This window comes from Streptomyces sp. NPDC093568 (assembly GCF_044764945.1).
In the GTDB taxonomy this organism is placed as follows: domain Bacteria; phylum Actinomycetota; class Actinomycetes; order Streptomycetales; family Streptomycetaceae; genus Streptomyces.
In genome coordinates this window covers 187048-204565 of the sequence record NZ_JBIWJD010000011.1, presented here as the reverse complement: position 1 = coordinate 204565, position 17518 = coordinate 187048, and the positions used below count along the sequence as shown (strand labels likewise).

Below are 17518 nucleotides of genomic sequence, written 5' to 3'. Positions count from 1 at the left end.
TCGCGCCCACGCGGCGGAGCCGCATATCGATACAGCCCCGCGCCCCTTACGGGGCGCTACAGCCAGCCCTTCTCCCTCGCCATCCGTACCGCCTCCGCCCGGTTCCGTACCGCCAGCTTCTGGATCGCCGTCGACAGGTAGTTGCGGACCGTGCCCTGGGACAGGTGCAGGGCCGCCGCCAGTTCGGCGTTCGTCGAACCGTCCTCCGCCGCTCGCAGGACCTCCCGCTCGCGGTCGGTCAGCGGGTTGGCGCCCTCCGCCAGCGCCGCGGCCGCCAGCGTGGGGTCGATGACCCGCTCGCCCGCGAGCACCTTGCGTACCGCCTCGGCCAGTTGGGCCGCCGGGGCGTCCTTGACCAGGAAGGCGTCGGCGCCGGACTCCATCGCGCTGCGCAGGTAGCCGGGGCGGCCGAAGGTCGTGAGGATGACGAGCCTCACGGCCGGCAGCTCCGCGTGCACCAGCGCGGCCGCCTCGATGCCCGTCGCGCCCGGCATCTCGATGTCCAGCAGCGCCACGTCGACGTCGTGCGCGCGGGCCGCCGCCAGCACCTCGTCGCCGCGGGCCACCTGGGCGACGACCTCGATGTCCTCCTCCAGGCCGAGCAGGGCGGCCAGTGCCTCGCGGACCATCGACTGGTCCTCGGCGAGGAGGACCTTGATCGTGCGGCTCATGTGGCGGATCCTACGGTCGCCGAGGCCCCGGCCGGCACGCGGGCCGTCAGGCGGAAGCCGTGCCGGGTGCCGCCCGCCTCCAGGGTGCCGCCGGCCTTCGTCAGGCGTTCCGTCAGGCCGGTCAGCCCGTGGCCGGGCCCGCTGCCCCGGTCGCCCGAGCCGTCGTCCTCGACGGAGAGTTCGAGGACGGGGCCGTCGAGGGTCTGACGGTGCAGGAGCTCCACCGTGCAGCGCCGGGCGCCGCTGTGCCGTACGACGTTGGTGACGGCCTCGCGCAGGGCCCAGGCCAGGGCCGTCTCGCTGTCCTCGGGGACGTCCGTCAGGCCGGGCTCGGCCGGGAGCTGCGCCGTGACTCCGGCCGCCGTCAGGGCGACCTTGGCGCCCGCCAGTTCCGCGGCCAGACGCGGCCGGCGGTAGCCGGAGACGGCCTCCCGCACGTCGACCAGGGCCTGGCGACTGACCTGCTCGATGTCGGCGACCTGCTGGGCCGCACGGTCGGGGTGGTCGGGGAGCATCCGGCCGGCGAGTTCGCTCTTGATGGTGATCAGGGACAGGGAGTGGCCGAGCAGGTCGTGCAGGTCCCGTGCCAGGCGCAGGCGCTCCTCGTTGGCGGCGAGTTGGGCGACGGTGGCACGGGCCTCGCGCAGCGCGATCGTGGTGCGCACGAGCTCCCGTACGCCGGTCATGGCGAAGCCTCCGAGGAGCGCCGGGATCAGCAGCCCGGCCAGGAAGGCCGTGCCGCCCGGGGTCGCGAACGCGATGGCGGTCATCAGCACGCAGGCGCCCGGGATCGTCCAGCGGGCCATGCGCAGCGGCAGGGCGGCGCCGGACGCGATCGACACGTACACGAACAGCACCAGCCACTCCCGGCCCAGGGTGAGGGCGAGGACCGTGGACTGGGCAGCGAGGACGCCGAGCGAGCCGAGCACGACGGCGTTGCGTTCGCCGCGGCCGGTGCGGAAGAGCAGCAGCATGTACCAGGTGACGAACGCGGCGAGGCCGATCCAGCCGAGGAGCCGCACACCTGTGCTGTGACCGCCGTGCAGCAGGTCGTTGGCCGGTGCGCTCAGGTACACCAGCCAGATACCGGTCCACAGGAGCTTGACGAAGCGTTGCCTGGGGTTCTGCGGGCGCTGTCCGATCCCGACGCCTGTGCCGCTCACGCCTTCAACGTGTCCTTCCGGTACAGCCAGGCCGCGCCGCCCGTGAACAGGGCGAAGGAGACGACGAGGACGACGAGGTCCTTGGCGTGCGGAGCCCGGCTCTGCTCGATGGCCTGCCCCAGGGCAGCGTACGCGTGCGTGGGCACCCACTTGGCGATGTCCTGCAGCCAGCCCGGGAAGGACGTCGTGGGCATCCACAGGCCGCCCATGATGGACAGACCGAAGTAGATGATCATCGTGATCGGCCGGACCGCGTCCCCGCTCGCCAGGTATCCGATCGCCACCCCCAGCGAGGCGAAGACCAGGCTCCCGGCCCAGATCGCGCCGGTGAGCGCGAGCCACTGCCAGGCGTCCAGGCGTACGTCCTTCACGACGGCGGCGACGAGGAAGACGACCACGATCGACGGCAGGCTGACCACGGCCGCGCTCGCCGTCTTGGCCAGCACATACCCGCGGCCCGGCAGCGCGGTCAGCCGGAGCTGCCGTACCCAGCCGCCCTCGCGCTCCTTCGCGATGCGCTCGCTGTTGCCCATCAGGACGGCCGTCAGGGCGCCGAAGGAGGCCATCGAGACCATCATGTACGTCGGCAGGGTCAGGCCGGTGCCGTCGACCTTCGTGGTGCTGTCGGCGCTGCCCGCGATCAGCAGGAACAGGATGGCCGGGTAGGCGACCGAGAAGAACAGGAACTTGCGGTTGCGCAGGGCGCGGGCGAGTTCGAGCCTGATGAGACCGTTCATGACCGGCGGGCCTCCTCGGCGGCGGTGATGGCGACGAACGCCTGCTCCAGACCGAGCCCGGCGACTTCGAGATTGCGGGGGTACAGGCCCAGGCCGTAGAGGGCGTGGACGGTGGCGTCGGCGTCGGCGGACCGGATGCGCACGGTGTGGCCCGAGACGTCGAGGTGGGTCAGGAAGGGCAGGTCCCGCAGCGCGGACTCGTCCACGGGGGCGTCGGCCAGGTCGAAGGAGATCCTGCGCGCGCCGGCCTTGGCCTTGATCTCGGCGGCCGTGCCGTCGGCCAGCAGCCTGCCGCGGTGCAGGACCAGCACCCGGTCGGCGATGGCGTCGGCCTCCTCCAGGTAGTGCGTGGCGAACAGGACCGTACGGCCGCGGTCGGCCTGTTCGCGCATGGTGGCCCAGAACGCCTGGCGGGTGGTGACGTCCATGCCGGTGGTCGGCTCGTCCAGGACGATCAGATCGCTGTCGCCGGCCGTGGCGAGCGCGAAGCGGACACGCTGGGCCTGGCCGCCGGAGAGCTTGTCCACCTTGCGGTCGGCTATCTGCGCGATGCCCGCGCGGGCGAGGACGTCGGGCACGGGGTAGGGCCGCGGATGCAGATCGCAGGCCAGCCGGACCACCTCGGCGACGGTGACCTCGTCCATCAGCCCGCCGCTCTGCAGCATGGCGCCCACCCGGCCGGCGACGATCGCCTCACGCGGCTCGGTGCCGAAGACGGCGACCGTGCCGCTGTCGGGGCTCTTGAGGCCGAGCAGCAGATCGAGCGTGGTGGACTTGCCGGCCCCGTTCGGGCCCAGCAGGGCCACGGTCTCCCCCGGGTGCAGCGTGAGCGTGAGGCCGTCGACGGCCCGTACGCTCCCGTAGCTCTTGCTCACACGGTCGAATCCGACCACCGCGGTCGCCGTGTTCGGCGCAGTCGTTGTCATGCGCTCCAGAGTGGCCGCGCGGCCCGGTGCCCCGGCAGTGTCGGCGGTCCTGACTGCCGGATGACAGATGTCATACGACGCCGAGGGGCACCCGGCGCGTGCCGGGTGCCCCTCGGATCGTTCCGAGCGGTAGGGCTAGCTCGGGTTGGTGTCGATGGTGACGGTGCGCTCCGCCGCCGTCTTGGCGCGCAGCGCCTTGCGCAGGGCGGAGGCGACGTCCTCCGGGAGGACGTCGCGCTTGCCGCTCGCGCCGTTGATCTTCACGCCGTCGAAGGTGGCGCCGTACGCCTCCTTGAGCGCCTTGAGGTCGTAGGTGTCCACGAGCTTGCCGTCGACGGCCTTGACGCCGAGGATCTTCGGCAGGGACAGCGCGCCGAAGGGGATGCTGTGCGCGGCGTCCGTCTGGATCGTGACCTTGCTCGCCATCGCCGGCTCGGCGAACTCCTTCATGAACCGGTCGACCTCGGCGTTCGAGATCGTCGGCTGCTGAGTGGTCGTGGCGACCTGCACCGCGGAGGACGCGCCCGTCTCCACCTGGGTGCGGTACGCCTCCTCGACCGCGGCGGCCGACTTGGCGGCGTCGATGCCCTTGCCGGCCTTGCCGTACACGGCGACCGCCTTGCCGGTCTTGAAGCTGACCGTGCCCTCGGTCACCGAGCCGTTGCCGCCGGAGGTGTCCGCCAGGGCGGCGGCCAGCTTCTCCTCGTCGGTGGGCATGACCGGGTCGACGACGCGCTGGTTGCCGAAGAGGGAGCCGATGACCGAGATCGGGTTGTAGTCGCTGCTCGCGGCGGTGCTGACCGTCTGCTGCATGTCGAACTGGAGGCCCGCCTGGTCCGGCTCCAGCTCCACGGTCCTGCCGCCCACCGACAGCTTCAGCGGCTTGTTGACCCGCTCGTCGAAGGCGTCGTTGAGCTTCTTGACCGCGTCGTCGCGGGTGCCGCCGCCGATGTCGACACCGAGCACCGTGGTGCCCTTGGGCACGTCGGTGTGGTTCATCAGCAGGCCCGCGCCGTAGAGGCCGCCCGCGAGGACGACCACGCCGCCGCCGACCAGGGCCAGCTTGCTGCGGCCCTTCTTCTTGGGCGCGCGGGTGGCCGAGGAGCTCGCCGGGGACGGGTCGGGCAGCTTCGGGGGCGTGTGCGGTCCGGGGGCGTCGGTGCCGCCGGGCCCGAAGGGGCCGCCCTGGGCGCCGCCGGGCACGACCGGAATGCCGCTGGTGACGGTGTGGCCGGAGACGTTGTCGGCGACGCCGTAGTTCGGGGAGCCGGGCTCGGGGGCCGGCTTCTGCGGCGTGAGGATCGCGGTGTCGTCGCTGAGGCCGCCGCCGGGGCCCTGGCCGGGCGCGTGGAACCCGGCGCCGGGGCCGGCCGGTCCGCTGCCGGGGGCACCCGGGCCCGCGGGGCCCGCCGGACCGCCCGGGCCGTTGCCGGGAGCGCCGGGGCCGCCCGGCCGGCTCGGGCCGACGTTGATGCCGGGCAGGCCGGGGCCGCCGGGACCGGCGGAGATGCCGGGGCCGCCCGGACCGCCGGGACCTGCCGGACCGCCGCGACCGCGGGGCCCGCCAGGGGCGCCGATGCCGCCGGGGCCGCCGCCCGCGACCGGGGGGACCGCCGGGCCGACGCCGGTGACCGGACCGGTGGTCGGGCCGGCCGGGCCCTGCGGGCCGCCTCGGCCGCCGCGGCCGGTCGGGCCGTTGAAGTCGCTGGAGCCGCCGAAGTCGCTCGGGGCGTTGAAGTCGGCGGCCGGGTCGAAGCCGCCGGGGCCGCCCTGGGCGCCGTAGCCGGCGGGGCCGTTCGGTCCGGCGGGGCCGCTCTGCCCGTTCGGGGCGCCCTGGCCGTTCGGGCCGCCCTGGCCGCCCGTCTCGTTGCCGGAGAAGTACGGCAGGTCGTCGCGGCGTGTCTCGCCACCGGGGCGGGAGCCGTTGCCGCCGCCCAGCGGGCCCGCGGCCAGCGCCTCGGTCACGTCGAAGGAACCGGTGCCGCCGCCGTGTCCCGGAGCCACGGGACCGCCGGTCGCGCCGCCGGGGAGCCCCGCGCCCGGACGGGAGCCACCGTCGGGACGGGCGCCGTTCGCGCCGCCGGGGCGGGAGCCGCCCGGCACGCTCATCGAGCCGACGACACCGCCGGGGCGCCCGGCACCCGTGCCGCCGGAACCGCTCGCGCCCGGGCCCGAACCGCCGGGCAGACCGGCGCCGTTGGTCGGGGCGCCGCCCTGACCACCCTTGGCGGGCCCGGACTTGCGCGGTGCGAACCAGTCGCTCGTCTTCTCCTCGGCCTGCGCCGCGGGTTCGGCCGCAGGCTCCACGACACCGGTGGCCGCGGACGTGGCGCCGGCCGGTGCCGGTGCCTCGGTGTCCGCGCCGTCGGCACCGGGACTCTCGGCCTCGGAGACGGGCTTGCGCACGACGACCGGCGGAATGGGCCGGGATCCGGGGATGTTGATCCGGATCCGGGTCGTCAGCGTGGTCTCGGTCTTGCGTTCCTCCGGCTGCGTGGCCGAACGGCCCGCGTCCGCGCCACTGTCGGAAGCCATGGGGGTCCCGTACGGCGGCGTGCCCGAGGGGTATGCGGCTCCCCCGTGCCCGTTGGGCCCGGAGGACGGAGTGTCAGTTTCACGACTCAAGGCATGTTCTCCCGGTTGGCTCCGCCGCCCGTTTCGACCTCATCACTGCGGGCGGCTCGGCGGCGCGCACCACCATACTGGCCACTTCTGGCCCGTATCCCACGACCGCCTGGGAAACCCACACGGGACTCGCACGTGTCCGGCGTGGAGAAGTGGTACGTCACTTGCCAAGTCGGACGCCGTCGCCACCCGGTTGCCGCAGGGGGGCGAGGGTGGCGCAGATCACAGCAACAGCCATGCCACCGAGCAGGAAGAGATAGGAGGCGGCTGCCGTGCCGAAGACGAAGTCGCCCTCGGGGCGGGTGGCGGTGAGCAGGATGACGGTGATGATCCATCCGGCGGCGGCCGCGACGGCCCCGGCCCGGCCGCCCATGGCGCGCCCGGAGCCCAGCATGAGCCCCGCCTCGCCGGCCAGCGCGAGCAGCAGGCCGCCCGGGAACCACGCGGGCTGCACCAGCGCGCCGGCCACGGCGACCACCGCGCCGAGCACGAAGAGCCCCAGGTAGGCGAGCGCCCGCAGCGCGGAGGGCCGCTTCAGCCTGAGCGGCTGGGCGAGCATCGAGCTCATGACGCCTCCTCGGGCGCGAGACCGGCGAACAGGTCGGATTCCGTGCCTTCCGGTCTGTCTCCGCGCACCAACTCGTAGTACTCGGTGGTGAAGAGGGGCTGCGCGAGCTCGTTGGAGAGCGCGAAGTACGGCTCGGCGACCTCGATCTGCGTCGCGTGCGCCCGCATCGCTGCGGCCTTGGCGGCGGCGTGCGCGGTGCCGTCGATCACGGTGGTGATCGACTCGTCCGCGACGACACCCGGCACATCGTCGACCGTGGCCGACTTGCCGAAGGGCAGTCCCGGCAGATCCGCCTGAAGCCGGGCGAAGGCCTCGTCCGCGACCGTGCGCGGGACGCGGTTCCAGTACACCTTGGGGATGTCCCACCCCGCGTCCGCGGCGAGCTCGGCGGCGCGCATGGCGATGCGGTGGGCCTGGATGTGGTCCGGGTGGCCGTAACCGCCGTCGGGGTCGTAGGTGACGAGGACCTGGGGGCGTACCTCCAGGATCACCTCGACCAGCGCGCCGGCCGCCTCGTCGACGTCGGCCTGCCACAGGGAGGCCGGGTCGTCGTTGTCGGCGATGCCCATCATCCCCGAGTCCTCGAAGCGCCCCTTGCCGCCGAGCAGACGGAAGTCCTCGACGCCGAGCTCGCGCATCGCGGCCGCGAGCTCGCCCAGGCGGTGTTCCCCCAGGGCGGCGCCCGTCAGGTGCTGGAGCCCGGCGGGGATGACCTCGCCGTGCTCACCGAGGGTGCAGGTGACCAGGGTCACCCGGGCACCCTCGGCCGCGTACTTGGCCATGGTCGCGCCGTTGTTGATCGACTCGTCGTCCGGGTGCGCGTGCACCAGGAGCAGACGCCGGTCGGGCAGATCCTTCATGGGCCCACCCTACGAGGAGTCACCGACAACGCCGCGCGGCCTCGCTCAGAACTTGATGCTGCCGATCATGCCCGCGATGTTCGTCGTCAGCTCACTGATGGTGGGAGCGACGGTCGAGGACGCCAGGTAGAAACCGAGCAGCATGCAGACCACCGCGTGGCCCGCCTTCAGCCCTGATTTCTTGATCAGCAGGAAGACGATGATCGCCAGCAGCACCACCGCCGAAATCGAGAGTGCCACGGCGGCTCACCTCCAAGAATCCCAGGCGCGGGGGGTTGGACTATGGGGGCAGATAAATCCATCCAGCAGCCAGCAGGTTCATACCCACTATGCGACAGTGATCATAACTATCCGTACGTGCGCATCGATCGGCGCACAGCCGCACAAGGGGGCGCACTGGCCAATATGGTCAGGGCATGACGACCGAGCCTGTGTCCTTCCCCCGACGGCACGCCCGCACCCAGCGCTTCACCCTCGGCGCGCCGCGCGCGTTCGCGGTGTCGCCCGACGGTTCCCGTGTCGTGTTCCTGCGCTCCACCTCCGGTACGGACCCGGCGAGTTCGCTGTGGGTGCTCGACACGGCGAGCGGTGAGGAGCGCGTTGCGGCGGACCCGCGCGCCCTCCTGGGCGGCGCCTCCGAGGACCTCTCGCAGGAGGAGCGGGCGCGGCGCGAGCGCAGTCGTGAGGGCGGCGCCGGCATCGTCGCCCACGCCACCGACAACGCGGTCGAGTTGGCGTCTTTCGCCTTGTCAGGGCGGCTTTTCACGGCCGAGCTGCGGGCCGGCACGGCACGCGAACTCACCGTTCCCGGGCCGGTGATCGACCCCCGCCCCTCCCCCGACGGACGGCACGTCGCGTACGTGGCGCAGGGCGCCCTGCGGGTGGTGGGCGCCGAGGGCGAGGGCGACCGTGCGCTGGCCGAGCCGGAGTCGGACGGGGTCACCTACGGACTGGCCGAGTTCATCGCGGCCGAGGAGATGGGGCGTCACCGGGGCTTCTGGTGGAGCCCGGAATCGGACCGGCTGCTGGTGGCGCGCGCGGACGACACGCCCGTGCGCCGCTGGTGGATCGCCGATCCGGCCCGTCCCGAGCGGGAGCCGCAGCGGGTGGCCTACCCGGCGGCGGGGACGCCGAACGCGGACGTCCGGCTGTTCGTGATCGGGCTGGACGGGGTGCGCACGGAGGTCTCCTGGGACCGGGCGCGCTATCCCTATCTGGCGCGAGTGCACTGGTCAGCGGCGGGCGCGCCACTGCTGCTCGTACAAGCGCGCGACCAGCTCAGCCAGCTGTTCCTGGCCGTGGACCCGGCGACCGGGGCGACCCGGATGGTGCACGCGGACGAAGATCCACAATGGCTGGATCTTTTCCCTGGGGTGCCCTGCTGGAGCCCTTCCGGTCACCTTGTGCGCATCGCCGACGAGGGCGGCGCACGGGTTCTCACGGTGGGCGAACGCCCGCTGACCGGACCGCAGTTGCATGTCCGCGCGGTGCTGGACGTCACCGCCGACGACGTGCTGATCTCGGCGTCGGCGGGAGAGACGGCGGCCGATCCGGAGATCGGCGAGGTGCATGTGTACCGGGTGAACGAGCTCGGTGTGGAGCGTGTGTCCCAGGAGCCGGGCGTGCACGGGGCGGTCCGCGCCGGGGGCGTGACGGTGCTGGTGTCCCACACGCCGCACCGGCCCGGCGCCCAGGTCCAGGTGCTGCGCGACGGCAAGCCGACGGCGACCGTCCGGTCGTATGCGGAAGATCCCGGTTTGACCCCGCGCATGACCCTCACCGAAGGGGGCGCACGCCGCATCCCGTGCGCCGTGCTTATGCCTCGGGACTACGCCGGTGACACTCCGCTCCCGGTCTTGCTGGATCCCTACGGAGGCCCCCACGGCCAGCGGGTGGTGGCCGCGCACAATCCGCATCTCACCTCGCAGTGGTTCGCCGACCAGGGGTTCGCCGTGGTCGTCGCCGACGGGCGCGGCACGCCCGGCCGCTCCCCCGCCTGGGAGAAGGCCGTCAAGGACGACATCGCGGCGGTCGTGGTGCAGGACCAGGTCGACGCGCTCCAGGCGCTCGCCGAGCGGTTCCCGCTCGACCTGACCCGGGTGGCCATCCGCGGCTGGTCCTTCGGCGGCTATCTGGCGGGGCTCGCGGTGCTGCGCCGCCCGGACGTCTTCCACGCGGCGGTGGTCGGGGCCCCGGTCACCGATCTGCGCCTGTACGACACCCACTACCAGGAGCGTTACGTCGGCCACCCCGACGAGCAGCCGGAGGTCTACCGGCGCAACTCGCTGATCGACGACGCGGGCCTGGTGGACCCGGCCGAACCGCACCGGCCGATGATGATCGTCCACGGGCTGGCCGACGACAACGTCGTCGTCGCCCACTCCCTGCGCCTGTCCTCCGCCCTCCTCGCCGCCGGCCGCCCGCACGAGGTGCTGCCGCTGTCCGGGGTGACCCACATGACCCCGCAGGAGGAGGTCGCCGAGAACCTGCTGCTGCTCCAGCTCGACTTCCTGCGCCGGTCGCTCGGGCTCGCCTAGACGGCAACGGACCGGGGTGACATGGCGCACCCCGGTCCGTTTACGGCACCCGCACGGCCGTACGCTGTACAGACTGACGCGTCCGTATATCGGTACCGGGTCAGCCAAGTTGCCTGCGTGTTAACGCAGTTCATGGGCGTTTGTGCGGCTATGGCCGGGCCTCGGCCACCACCCCCTGCCCCGGCGCGGAGCGCCTGACCGGCACGGTCTCGGCGAAGTGGCACGCCGACGCGTGCGCCGCCGGCCCGCCCGTCCCCCGCAACGGCTCCGGCACCGCCAGCACCGGCACCTCCGCCGCGCACCGCTCCCGCGCCTTCCAGCATCGGGTGCGGAAGCGGCAGCCGGAGGGGACGTTCGTCGGGGACGGGACGTCGCCCGCCAGGAGGATCCGCTCGCGGTGCTCACGGGCCTCCGGGTCGGGGACGGGGACCGCGGAGAGCAGCGCCTGGGTGTAGGGGTGCGTGGGATGGTCGTAGATCTCGGTGTCCCGGCCGGTCTCCACGATCCGCCCGAGGTACATCACGCCGACCCGGTCGGAGATGTGCCGGACGATCGACAGGTCGTGGGCGATGAAGACGTAGGAGAGATCGAACTCGCTCTGGAGGCGGGCCATCAGATTGATGACCTGGGCCTGGACGGAGACGTCGAGGGCGGAGACCGGCTCGTCGGCGACGATGACCTCCGGGCGCAGGGCCAGGCCCCGGGCGATGCCGATGCGCTGGCGCTGGCCGCCGGAGAACTGGTGCGGGTAGCGGTTGATGTACTCGGGGTTGAGACCGACGACGTCCAGCAGCTCCCTGACCCTGCGGCGCCGGTCGCCCTTGGGTGCCGCCTCGGGGTGGATCTCGTAGGGCTCCCCGATGATGTCGCCCACCGTCATCCGGGGGTTCAGCGAGGTGTACGGGTCCTGGAAGACCATCTGGATGTTGCGCCGTACGGCCTTCAGGGCACGGCCGGAGAGCCGGGTGATGTCCTCGCCCTTGTACGTGATCGAGCCGGCCGTCGGGCGCTCCAGGTTGACCAGCATTCTGGCGACCGTCGACTTCCCGCAGCCGGACTCGCCGACGATGCCGAGGGTTTCGCCGCGGTGCAGGGTGAAGTCGACGCCGTCGACGGCCTTCACCGAGCCGACCTGCTTCCTGAAGAGCACGCCCCGGGTGAGCGGGTAGTGCTTGACGAGCCCGCCGACCTCCAGAATCGCCTCAGCCATTCAGGCACTCCCTCCAGAAATGACAGGCGCTGCGCCGGTCTTCGGAGACCTCGTACCGGGGCGGCACGTCGGTGCGGCACACGTCCTGGGCCGCCGGGCAGCGGGGGTGGAAGGCGCAGCCCCTCGGGATGTCCATGAGGTTGGGCGGCAGGCCCTTGATGGCGTAGAGCTCCCGGCCCTTGAGGTCCAGGCGGGGGATGGAGTCGAGCAGGCCGCGGGTGTACGGGTGGGCGGGCGCCTTGTAGAGGTCGTGGACCGGCGCCGACTCCACGATCCGACCCGCGTACATCACCGCGATCCGGTCCGCCACGTCCGCGACCACGCCGAGGTCGTGGGTGATGAGGATCAGGCCCATGTCGTACTCGCGCCGCAGCTCCGCCAGCAGATCCATGACCTGGGCCTGGACGGTGACGTCGAGGGCGGTCGTCGGCTCGTCGGCGATGATGAGGGCCGGTTCGAGGGCGAGGGCCATCGCGATCATGATGCGCTGGCGCATGCCGCCGGAGAACTGGTGCGGATACTGCCTCACGCGCTCCTTGGCGGCCGGGATGCGCACCCGGTCCATCAGCTCCACGGCCTTGGCGCGGGCGTCCTTGCGGGACATGCCCCGGTGCACGACGAACATCTCACCGAGCTGCTCCCCCACGGAGAGCACGGGGTTGAGGGAGGAGAGCGCGTCCTGGAAGATCATCGCCATCTCGGCGCCGCGGACCTTGCGCCGCTCCTCCTCCTTCAGCTTGAGCAGGTCCCTGCCCTGGAAGAGGACCTCGCCGCCGGTGATCCGGCCGGGCGGCGTGTCGAGGATGCCCATGATCGCCTGCGCGGTGACGGACTTCCCGGAGCCGGACTCGCCGAGCACGGCGAGGGTCTCGCCGGCGTCCACGCCGTAGCTGACCCCGTTGACGGCCTTGGCGACGCCGTCCCGGGTCCTGAACTCCACGTGCAGGTCCCGCACTTCGAGCAGCATGCGTCGGCTCACCTCAGCTTCGGGTCGAGGGCGTCGCGGACGAAGCGCTCCGCCAGGGGGTGCCACGACAGGCCGTCGGGCGTCCGGCGCCTCGTCGTGGCTGGGCGCGCGGTTCCCCGCGCCCCTTTGGGCGCTGACACCACCGTCACTTCCTCACCTCAGCTTGGGATCGAGGGCGTCGCGTACCGCGTCGCCGAGCATGATGAACGCGAGGACGGTGATCGCCAGCGCTCCGGACGGCCAGAGCAGGGCGTGCGGGGCGTTGCGGATGTAGGGGGAGGCGGCGGAGATGTCGATGCCCCAGGAGACGCTCGGCGGTTTCAGTCCCACGCCCAGGTAGGACAGGGTCGCCTCCAGGGCGATGTACGTGCCCAGCGCGATGGTCGCGACCACGATCACCGGGGCCACGGCGTTCGGGGCGATGTGGCGCAGCAGGATGCGGCTGTTGGAGGCGCCCAGGGCTCGGGCGGCCTGGACGTAGTCGTTCTGCTGGGCGGTGATGACCGCGCCCCGGGCGATGCGGGAGATCTGCGGCCAGCCGAGCAGCACGATGAAGCCGATGACCGGCCAGACGCTGTTGCTGGTCACGACCGACAGCAGGACCAGGCCGCCGAGGACGACCGGGATGGCGAAGAAGACGTCGGTGATCCGGGAGAGGAACGAGTCCCACGGCCCGCCGAAGAAGCCGGCGAGCGCGCCCAGCACCGACCCGAGGAGCGCGACCCCGAGCGTGGCGCAGACGCCGACGGCGACGGACGTACGGGCGCCGTGGACGGTGCGGGTGTAGACGTCGCAGCCCTGGCCGTCGTAGCCGAAGGGATGGCCCGGCGCGGAGCCCTGCTGGGCCTTGGCGAGGTCGCACTTGAGGGGGCTGCCGGAGGCGATCGCCGAGGGCCACAGGGCGATGAACACCAGGAAGAGGATGATCAGGGCGGAGACGATGAAGACGGGGTTGCGGCGCAGATCGCGCCAGGCGTCGGACCACAGCGAACGGGGCCTGCCCGCGGGATCCGCACCGGCCGGCCCTGGCTCGGCGGCGGGCGGCCGCTGCTCCAGGGTCTCCGCCTCGGTGGTGGCGAGGCCCATCGCCCCGCCCGTCCCCGCGACGGCCCCCTCGGACTCCAGCGGCGGCTCAGGCATAGCGGATCCTCGGGTCGAGTACGGCGTACAGGAGGTCGACGACCAGGTTGCACAGGAGGAAGACGAGGACGAGGACCGTCACGAAGCCGACGACGGTCTGGGTGTTCTGGCGCAGGATGCCCTGGTAGAGCTGGAAGCCGACGCCGTGGATGTTGAAGATCCGCTCGGTGACGATCGCCCCGCCCATCAGGAAGCCGATGTCGGCGCCGATGAAGGTGACGACGGGGATGAGGGAGTTGCGCAGCAGGTGCCGGGTGACGACCCGGTGTCTGGGCAGGCCCTTGGCGATGGCCGTACGGACGTAGTCGGAGCGCCGGTTCTCCGCGAGGGAGGTGCGGGTGAGGCGGGTGATGTAGGCGAGGGAGACCGTGGCGAGGACGAGACCCGGCAGGAGCAGTTCGCCGAAGGGGGCCGCCGGGGAGACGGACGGGCGGATCCAGCCCCACTCCACACCGAGCAGCAGTTGGAGCAGCAGGCCGGTGACGAAGGTGGGGACGGAGATGACGACGAGGGTGAGCAGGAGGACGCCGGTGTCGACGGGGCGGCCGCGGCGCAGGCCGGTGACGACGCCGAGGGTGATCCCGATGACGACCTCGAAGACGATCGCCACGACGGTGAGCCGGATGGTGACGGGGAAGGCCGTGGACATCAGCTCGGTGACTTCCTGGCCGTTGAACGCCGTGCCGAAGTCGCCGGTGAAGACGTTGGCCATGTAGGTCAGGTACTGCTGCCACACGGGCTTGTCGAGGCCGAACTCCTTGCGCAGCTGGGCGGCCGTCGCCGGGTCGCACTGCCGGTCGCCGCACAGGCCCGCGATGGGGTCGCCCATCACGTTGACCATGAGGAAGATCAGCAGGGTGGCCCCGACGAAGACCGGGACCATCTGCAGCAGGCGCCGCACGACGTACTGGCCCATGGCGGGCTCAGCCGACCTTGATCTCGTTGTAGACGGGGACGCTGAAGGGGTTGAGGGCCACGTTCGACAGCCGCGGCGACCAGCCGGCGCTGCCGTTCTGGTACCAGAGCGGGATGGACGCCATGTTGTCCCGGACGACCGCCTCGGCCTTCTGGAACGTCTGCACGGCCTTCGCGGGGTCGGTCTCGGCGTTCGCCTGGTCGACCAGCTTGTCGAACTCCGGGCTGGACCACTTGCCGTCGTTGGAGGAGGCGCCCGTGTAGTAGAGCGGCTGGAGGAAGTTCTGGGGCAGCGGGTAGTCCATCTGCCAGCCCGCCCGGAAGGGGCCGGAGAGCTTCTGGGTCGTGGACTTGCTGCGGAAGTCGGCGAAGGTGCCGATCGGGTTGCCGACGCAGGCCCGGTCGTTGTCCAGGGCGTTGTTGACGGAGTTGCAGACGGCGTCCACCCACAGCTTGTGGGAGCCGGTGTCCGCGTTGTACGTGATCTTCACCTGCCCGCCGGGCAGGCCGCCGCCCTCCTCGATGAGCTTCTTCGCCGCGGCGGCGTCGTAACGGCACCACTGACCGCACAGCCCCGCCTTGTAGCCGCCCTCGGCGCCGAGGACGGGTGAGGTCCAGTCGGTGGCGGGGGTGCGGGTCCCCTGGAAGATGGTCCGGGTGATCTGCTCGCGGTCGATGGCCCGGGACAGGCCCTGGCGGACCTTGACCGAGCCGGGCTTGTTCCAGTCCTTGTCGTAGTGGGGGAAGGACAGGGTCTGGATGATGCCGGCCGGGGTGTTGAGGTAGCGGTCGCCGAGATCGGCCTTGACGTTCTTCAGCTGCTGGGCGGGGACGTCGTCGACGAGGTCGAGGTTGCCGGCCATCAGGTCGGTGTAGGCGGTGTTGTTGTCCGTGTAGACCTTGAGCGTGACGCCGTCGTTGCGGGCGGCGTCCTCGCCCGGGTAGGCGGCCCACTTCGCCAGCCGCATCTCGGAGCCCTTGGTGTACGACTCCACCTTGTACGGGCCGTTGCCGACCGGCTTGGCCAGCCAGGCCGCGTGGTCGTCGAAGAAGGCGCGGGGCAGCGGGACGAAGGCGTTGTAGCCGAGGGTGTCGGGGAAGCTGGAGAACTTCTGGCTGAGCCGGACGGTGAAGGTGCGGTCGTCGACCACCTTCAGCCCGGACATGGTGGCGGCGCTCTGCGCGCCCTTCTCCGGGTGCACCTGGTCGTAGCCCTCGATGTAGCCGAAGAAGTAGGCGTTCTTCTGGTTGTTCTTCAGGCTCGCCCCGTAGTTCCAGGCGTCCACGAAGGACTTGGCGGTGACCTTCTCCCCGTTGCTGAAGGTCCAGCCGTCCTTGACGGTGACGGTGTAGTTCCGGGAGTCGGTGGTCTCGATCCGCTCGGCGAGCACGTCCTCGGCGGCGCCGGTCTTCGGGTCGTACTGCTTCAGCCCCCGGAAGATCATGTTCAGCACCTTGCCGCCCTGCACCTCGTTGGTGTTGGCCGGCTCCAGCGGGTTCTGCGGATCGGTCCAGGAGGAGCTGAGCACGGCGCCGCCCGCGCCGGTGCTGTCGTCCCCGCCTCCGCACGCGGTCGTCGCGAGCGCAACCGCCATCGCGCACACGGCCCATCGGGCGTGCCTCGCTGAACGCATGGAGTGCCTCCTCTGGTACTGATCCGTTACGGGCCAATATCAAGGCAAAAGGCACATAGCGCACACAGGCTTCGGCCAATGGGGCGCCACACCATCCGGATGCGGGCATGCGCGGGAGCGACGAAACGGACTTCTTCCGCACGGGCCCTTCACCCGACCGATGGATCTTCGATGTACCGCGCAATGGATCTTCGCCATCCGATGCCGAACCGTTGGATTCCGACCGCTGGATGTACGCATTTCGGCACTGGAGCGTCCGCATAACGAACTCGTTGCCCGATTAGTCCAGTTGGTCCGAGTCAAGGCACGACTCCATCACGTTGCGCTACCCGCGTAGCTACGGAACGGTCAAGGCAGGGTAAAGAACGTAAAGAGACAACCAAGTCGACCGAGAATTTATTGACCTTGAATGAATTGCGTTGAAAAAGTCCGGCGTAGCCCGTAGGGGAGCGTGCCCTGCGGAGTCATCAGACCCTCCCTTGGGCCAGGAGCACCATGACCCCCCCAACTCCATCAGCGGCTGCCCCGCTTGAGGTGACCGAAGCGAGCGTCGAGAAGTCGATCACTTCTCCCGCCAACTCGGGCAACGAGAGCAAGTCCCCGGGACAGCTGGCCTGGCGACGCTTCAAGCGGGACCGCACGGGCGTCGCTGCCGCATGCATCGTGATCTTCTTCTTCGTGATCGCGCTGTGCGCGCCACTGATAGCCAAGCTGTACGGCAAGGATCCGTACACGACGTACGGGCTGAGTACGCCCGGACTGCTCGGTGACAACGGCTTCCCTGTGAAGCCGAACGGTGGCATCGACAGCGAGTTCTGGTTCGGCATCGAGCCCGGACTGGGCCGGGACCTCTTCACCTTCCTGCTCTACGGGATCCGCAACTCCCTGCTCATCGCCACGGCCATCACGCTTCTCGTCGTGATCATCGGTGTGACCCTCGGCGTCACCGCCGGCTATGTGGGCGGCAAGACGGACTGGTTCATCGGCCGGGTCATCGACATCCTGCTGGCGTTCCCGTCGCAGCTCTTCTTCGTGGCCTTCACCCCCGTGGTGCTCGCCCTCTTCGTGGCCGCCGACGAGAACACCCCGGTCTGGCTCACCGTCGTGTGCCTGGTCGGCCTGCTCACCGTCTTCGGCTGGGCCTCCATCGCCCGACTGCTGCGCGGCCAGGTACTGGCCCTGCGCGAGCGGGAGTTCGTCGAGGCCGCCAAGGTCACGGGCGCATCTCCGGCGCGCATCATCTTCAAGGAACTGCTGCCGAACCTCTGGACGCCGATCCTGATCCAGGCGACGCTCAGCGTCCCGGCCATGGTCACCACGGAGGCAGGCCTCGCCTTCCTCGGCGTGGGCATCCAGGACCCGACGCCCGACTGGGGCGTCATGATCGGCCAGGCGGCCAAGGTGTACCAGGACGACATCACCTTCCTGCTCTTCCCGGGCCTGTCCATGGTGATCTTCGTCCTGGCGTTCAACCTCCTCGGCGACTCGGTGCGTGACGCACTGGACCCGAAGACCAAGCGTTGACCTCCGGCCCTTTTCAGGACCACGGCGAAGGCGCCGGGGTG

Annotated in this window: 15 protein-coding genes; 2 read left to right on the top strand and 13 right to left on the bottom strand. The window is 71.1% G+C overall.

Annotated elements, in window-relative coordinates:
- Window positions 1–56: 56 nt before the first annotated feature.
- From ACIRD7_RS35310 to ACIRD7_RS35275, 8 genes are all read right to left on the bottom strand, one after another.
- Window positions 57–671, bottom strand: coding sequence for a response regulator transcription factor (locus ACIRD7_RS35310; protein ID WP_403459919.1), 615 nt, complete (start codon window positions 669–671; stop codon window positions 57–59).
- A complete protein-coding gene (locus ACIRD7_RS35305; RefSeq protein WP_403459918.1) occupies window positions 668–1834 on the bottom strand; it encodes a sensor histidine kinase in 1167 nt (388 codons plus the stop codon). Before ACIRD7_RS35305 ends, ACIRD7_RS35310 begins: the two co-directional genes overlap by 4 nt.
- Window positions 1831–2571, bottom strand: coding sequence for an ABC transporter permease (locus ACIRD7_RS35300; protein ID WP_403459917.1), 741 nt, complete (start codon window positions 2569–2571; stop codon window positions 1831–1833). Before ACIRD7_RS35300 ends, ACIRD7_RS35305 begins: the two co-directional genes overlap by 4 nt.
- Window positions 2568–3497, bottom strand: coding sequence for an ABC transporter ATP-binding protein (locus ACIRD7_RS35295; RefSeq protein ID WP_403459916.1), 930 nt, complete (start codon window positions 3495–3497; stop codon window positions 2568–2570). Before ACIRD7_RS35295 ends, ACIRD7_RS35300 begins: the two co-directional genes overlap by 4 nt.
- A gap of 135 nt (window positions 3498–3632) precedes the next feature.
- Complete coding sequence (locus tag ACIRD7_RS35290) at window positions 3633–6032, bottom strand: hypothetical protein (RefSeq protein WP_403459915.1); 2400 nt, start codon at window positions 6030–6032, stop codon at window positions 3633–3635.
- A 250-nt stretch (window positions 6033–6282) separates the two neighbouring features.
- Complete coding sequence (locus tag ACIRD7_RS35285; protein ID WP_403459914.1) at window positions 6283–6690, bottom strand: DUF6113 family protein; 408 nt, start codon at window positions 6688–6690, stop codon at window positions 6283–6285.
- On the bottom strand, window positions 6687–7550 hold the full coding sequence (gene mshB / locus ACIRD7_RS35280) for an N-acetyl-1-D-myo-inositol-2-amino-2-deoxy-alpha-D-glucopyranoside deacetylase (protein ID WP_403459913.1): 864 nt from the start codon (window positions 7548–7550) through the stop codon (window positions 6687–6689). The genes ACIRD7_RS35285 and mshB overlap by 4 nt, the downstream gene beginning before the upstream one ends.
- A 45-nt stretch (window positions 7551–7595) precedes the next feature.
- Window positions 7596–7790, bottom strand: a complete 195-nt coding sequence (locus ACIRD7_RS35275; protein WP_019755516.1) for a hypothetical protein — start codon at window positions 7788–7790, stop codon at window positions 7596–7598.
- 176 nt (window positions 7791–7966) lie between these two features.
- Here ACIRD7_RS35275 and ACIRD7_RS35270 point away from each other — a divergent pair, with 176 nt between their 5' ends.
- Window positions 7967–10087 (top strand): prolyl oligopeptidase family serine peptidase, encoded by a 2121-nt coding sequence (locus ACIRD7_RS35270; protein ID WP_403459912.1) that lies wholly within the window; start codon window positions 7967–7969, stop codon window positions 10085–10087.
- A gap of 148 nt (window positions 10088–10235) precedes the next feature.
- Here the strand turns inward: ACIRD7_RS35270 and ACIRD7_RS35265 are convergent, their stop codons facing one another.
- The 5 genes from ACIRD7_RS35265 to ACIRD7_RS35245 all read right to left on the bottom strand — a co-directional run bounded on the left by ACIRD7_RS35265 (window position 10236) and on the right by ACIRD7_RS35245 (window position 15953).
- Window positions 10236–11297, bottom strand: a complete 1062-nt coding sequence (locus ACIRD7_RS35265; protein ID WP_403459911.1) for an ABC transporter ATP-binding protein — start codon at window positions 11295–11297, stop codon at window positions 10236–10238.
- Window positions 11290–12264, bottom strand: coding sequence for an ABC transporter ATP-binding protein (locus tag ACIRD7_RS35260; RefSeq protein WP_403459910.1), 975 nt, complete (start codon window positions 12262–12264; stop codon window positions 11290–11292). The genes ACIRD7_RS35265 and ACIRD7_RS35260 overlap by 8 nt, the downstream gene beginning before the upstream one ends.
- Before the next feature lie 153 nt (window positions 12265–12417).
- Window positions 12418–13404 carry an ABC transporter permease gene (locus tag ACIRD7_RS35255; RefSeq protein ID WP_403459909.1) on the bottom strand — a complete coding sequence of 329 codons (987 nt, stop codon included), beginning with the start codon at window positions 13402–13404 and terminating at the stop codon, window positions 12418–12420.
- The gene (locus tag ACIRD7_RS35250) at window positions 13397–14320 is read right to left on the bottom strand and encodes an ABC transporter permease (RefSeq protein WP_403459908.1); all 924 of its coding nucleotides are present in this window, start codon (window positions 14318–14320) and stop codon (window positions 13397–13399) included. Before ACIRD7_RS35250 ends, ACIRD7_RS35255 begins: the two co-directional genes overlap by 8 nt.
- A 7-nt stretch (window positions 14321–14327) precedes the next feature.
- Window positions 14328–15953 (bottom strand): ABC transporter substrate-binding protein, encoded by a 1626-nt coding sequence (locus ACIRD7_RS35245; protein WP_403459907.1) that lies wholly within the window; start codon window positions 15951–15953, stop codon window positions 14328–14330.
- 495 nt (window positions 15954–16448) lie between these two features.
- On the opposite strand from ACIRD7_RS35245, the gene ACIRD7_RS35240 reads away from it, so the two are divergent.
- A complete protein-coding gene (locus ACIRD7_RS35240) occupies window positions 16449–17477 on the top strand; it encodes an ABC transporter permease (protein ID WP_403459906.1) in 1029 nt (342 codons plus the stop codon).
- The last annotated feature ends 41 nt before the right edge of the window (window positions 17478–17518 follow it).

Bases quoted from the DNA above. Each gene is read 5' to 3' on its own strand.
- ACIRD7_RS35300 (WP_403459917.1), bottom strand. From the start codon at position 2,571: ATGAACGGTCTCATCAGGCTCGAACTCGCCCGCGCCCTGCGCAACCGC.
- ACIRD7_RS35270 (WP_403459912.1), top strand. From the start codon at position 7,967: ATGACGACCGAGCCTGTGTCCTTCCCCCGACGGCACGCCCGCACCCAG.
- ACIRD7_RS35285 (WP_403459914.1), bottom strand. From the start codon at position 6,690: ATGAGCTCGATGCTCGCCCAGCCGCTCAGGCTGAAGCGGCCCTCCGCG.
- ACIRD7_RS35265 (WP_403459911.1), bottom strand. From the start codon at position 11,297: ATGGCTGAGGCGATTCTGGAGGTCGGCGGGCTCGTCAAGCACTACCCG.
- ACIRD7_RS35255 (WP_403459909.1), bottom strand. From the start codon at position 13,404: ATGCCTGAGCCGCCGCTGGAGTCCGAGGGGGCCGTCGCGGGGACGGGC.
- ACIRD7_RS35260 (WP_403459910.1), bottom strand. From the start codon at position 12,264: ATGCTGCTCGAAGTGCGGGACCTGCACGTGGAGTTCAGGACCCGGGAC.
- ACIRD7_RS35250 (WP_403459908.1), bottom strand. From the start codon at position 14,320: ATGGGCCAGTACGTCGTGCGGCGCCTGCTGCAGATGGTCCCGGTCTTC.
- ACIRD7_RS35295 (WP_403459916.1), bottom strand. From the start codon at position 3,497: ATGACAACGACTGCGCCGAACACGGCGACCGCGGTGGTCGGATTCGAC.
- ACIRD7_RS35310 (WP_403459919.1), bottom strand. From the start codon at position 671: ATGAGCCGCACGATCAAGGTCCTCCTCGCCGAGGACCAGTCGATGGTC.
- ACIRD7_RS35245 (WP_403459907.1), bottom strand. From the start codon at position 15,953: ATGCGTTCAGCGAGGCACGCCCGATGGGCCGTGTGCGCGATGGCGGTT.
- ACIRD7_RS35290 (WP_403459915.1), bottom strand. From the start codon at position 6,032: ATGGCTTCCGACAGTGGCGCGGACGCGGGCCGTTCGGCCACGCAGCCG.
- ACIRD7_RS35240 (WP_403459906.1), top strand. From the start codon at position 16,449: ATGACCCCCCCAACTCCATCAGCGGCTGCCCCGCTTGAGGTGACCGAA.
- mshB (WP_403459913.1), bottom strand. From the start codon at position 7,550: ATGAAGGATCTGCCCGACCGGCGTCTGCTCCTGGTGCACGCGCACCCG.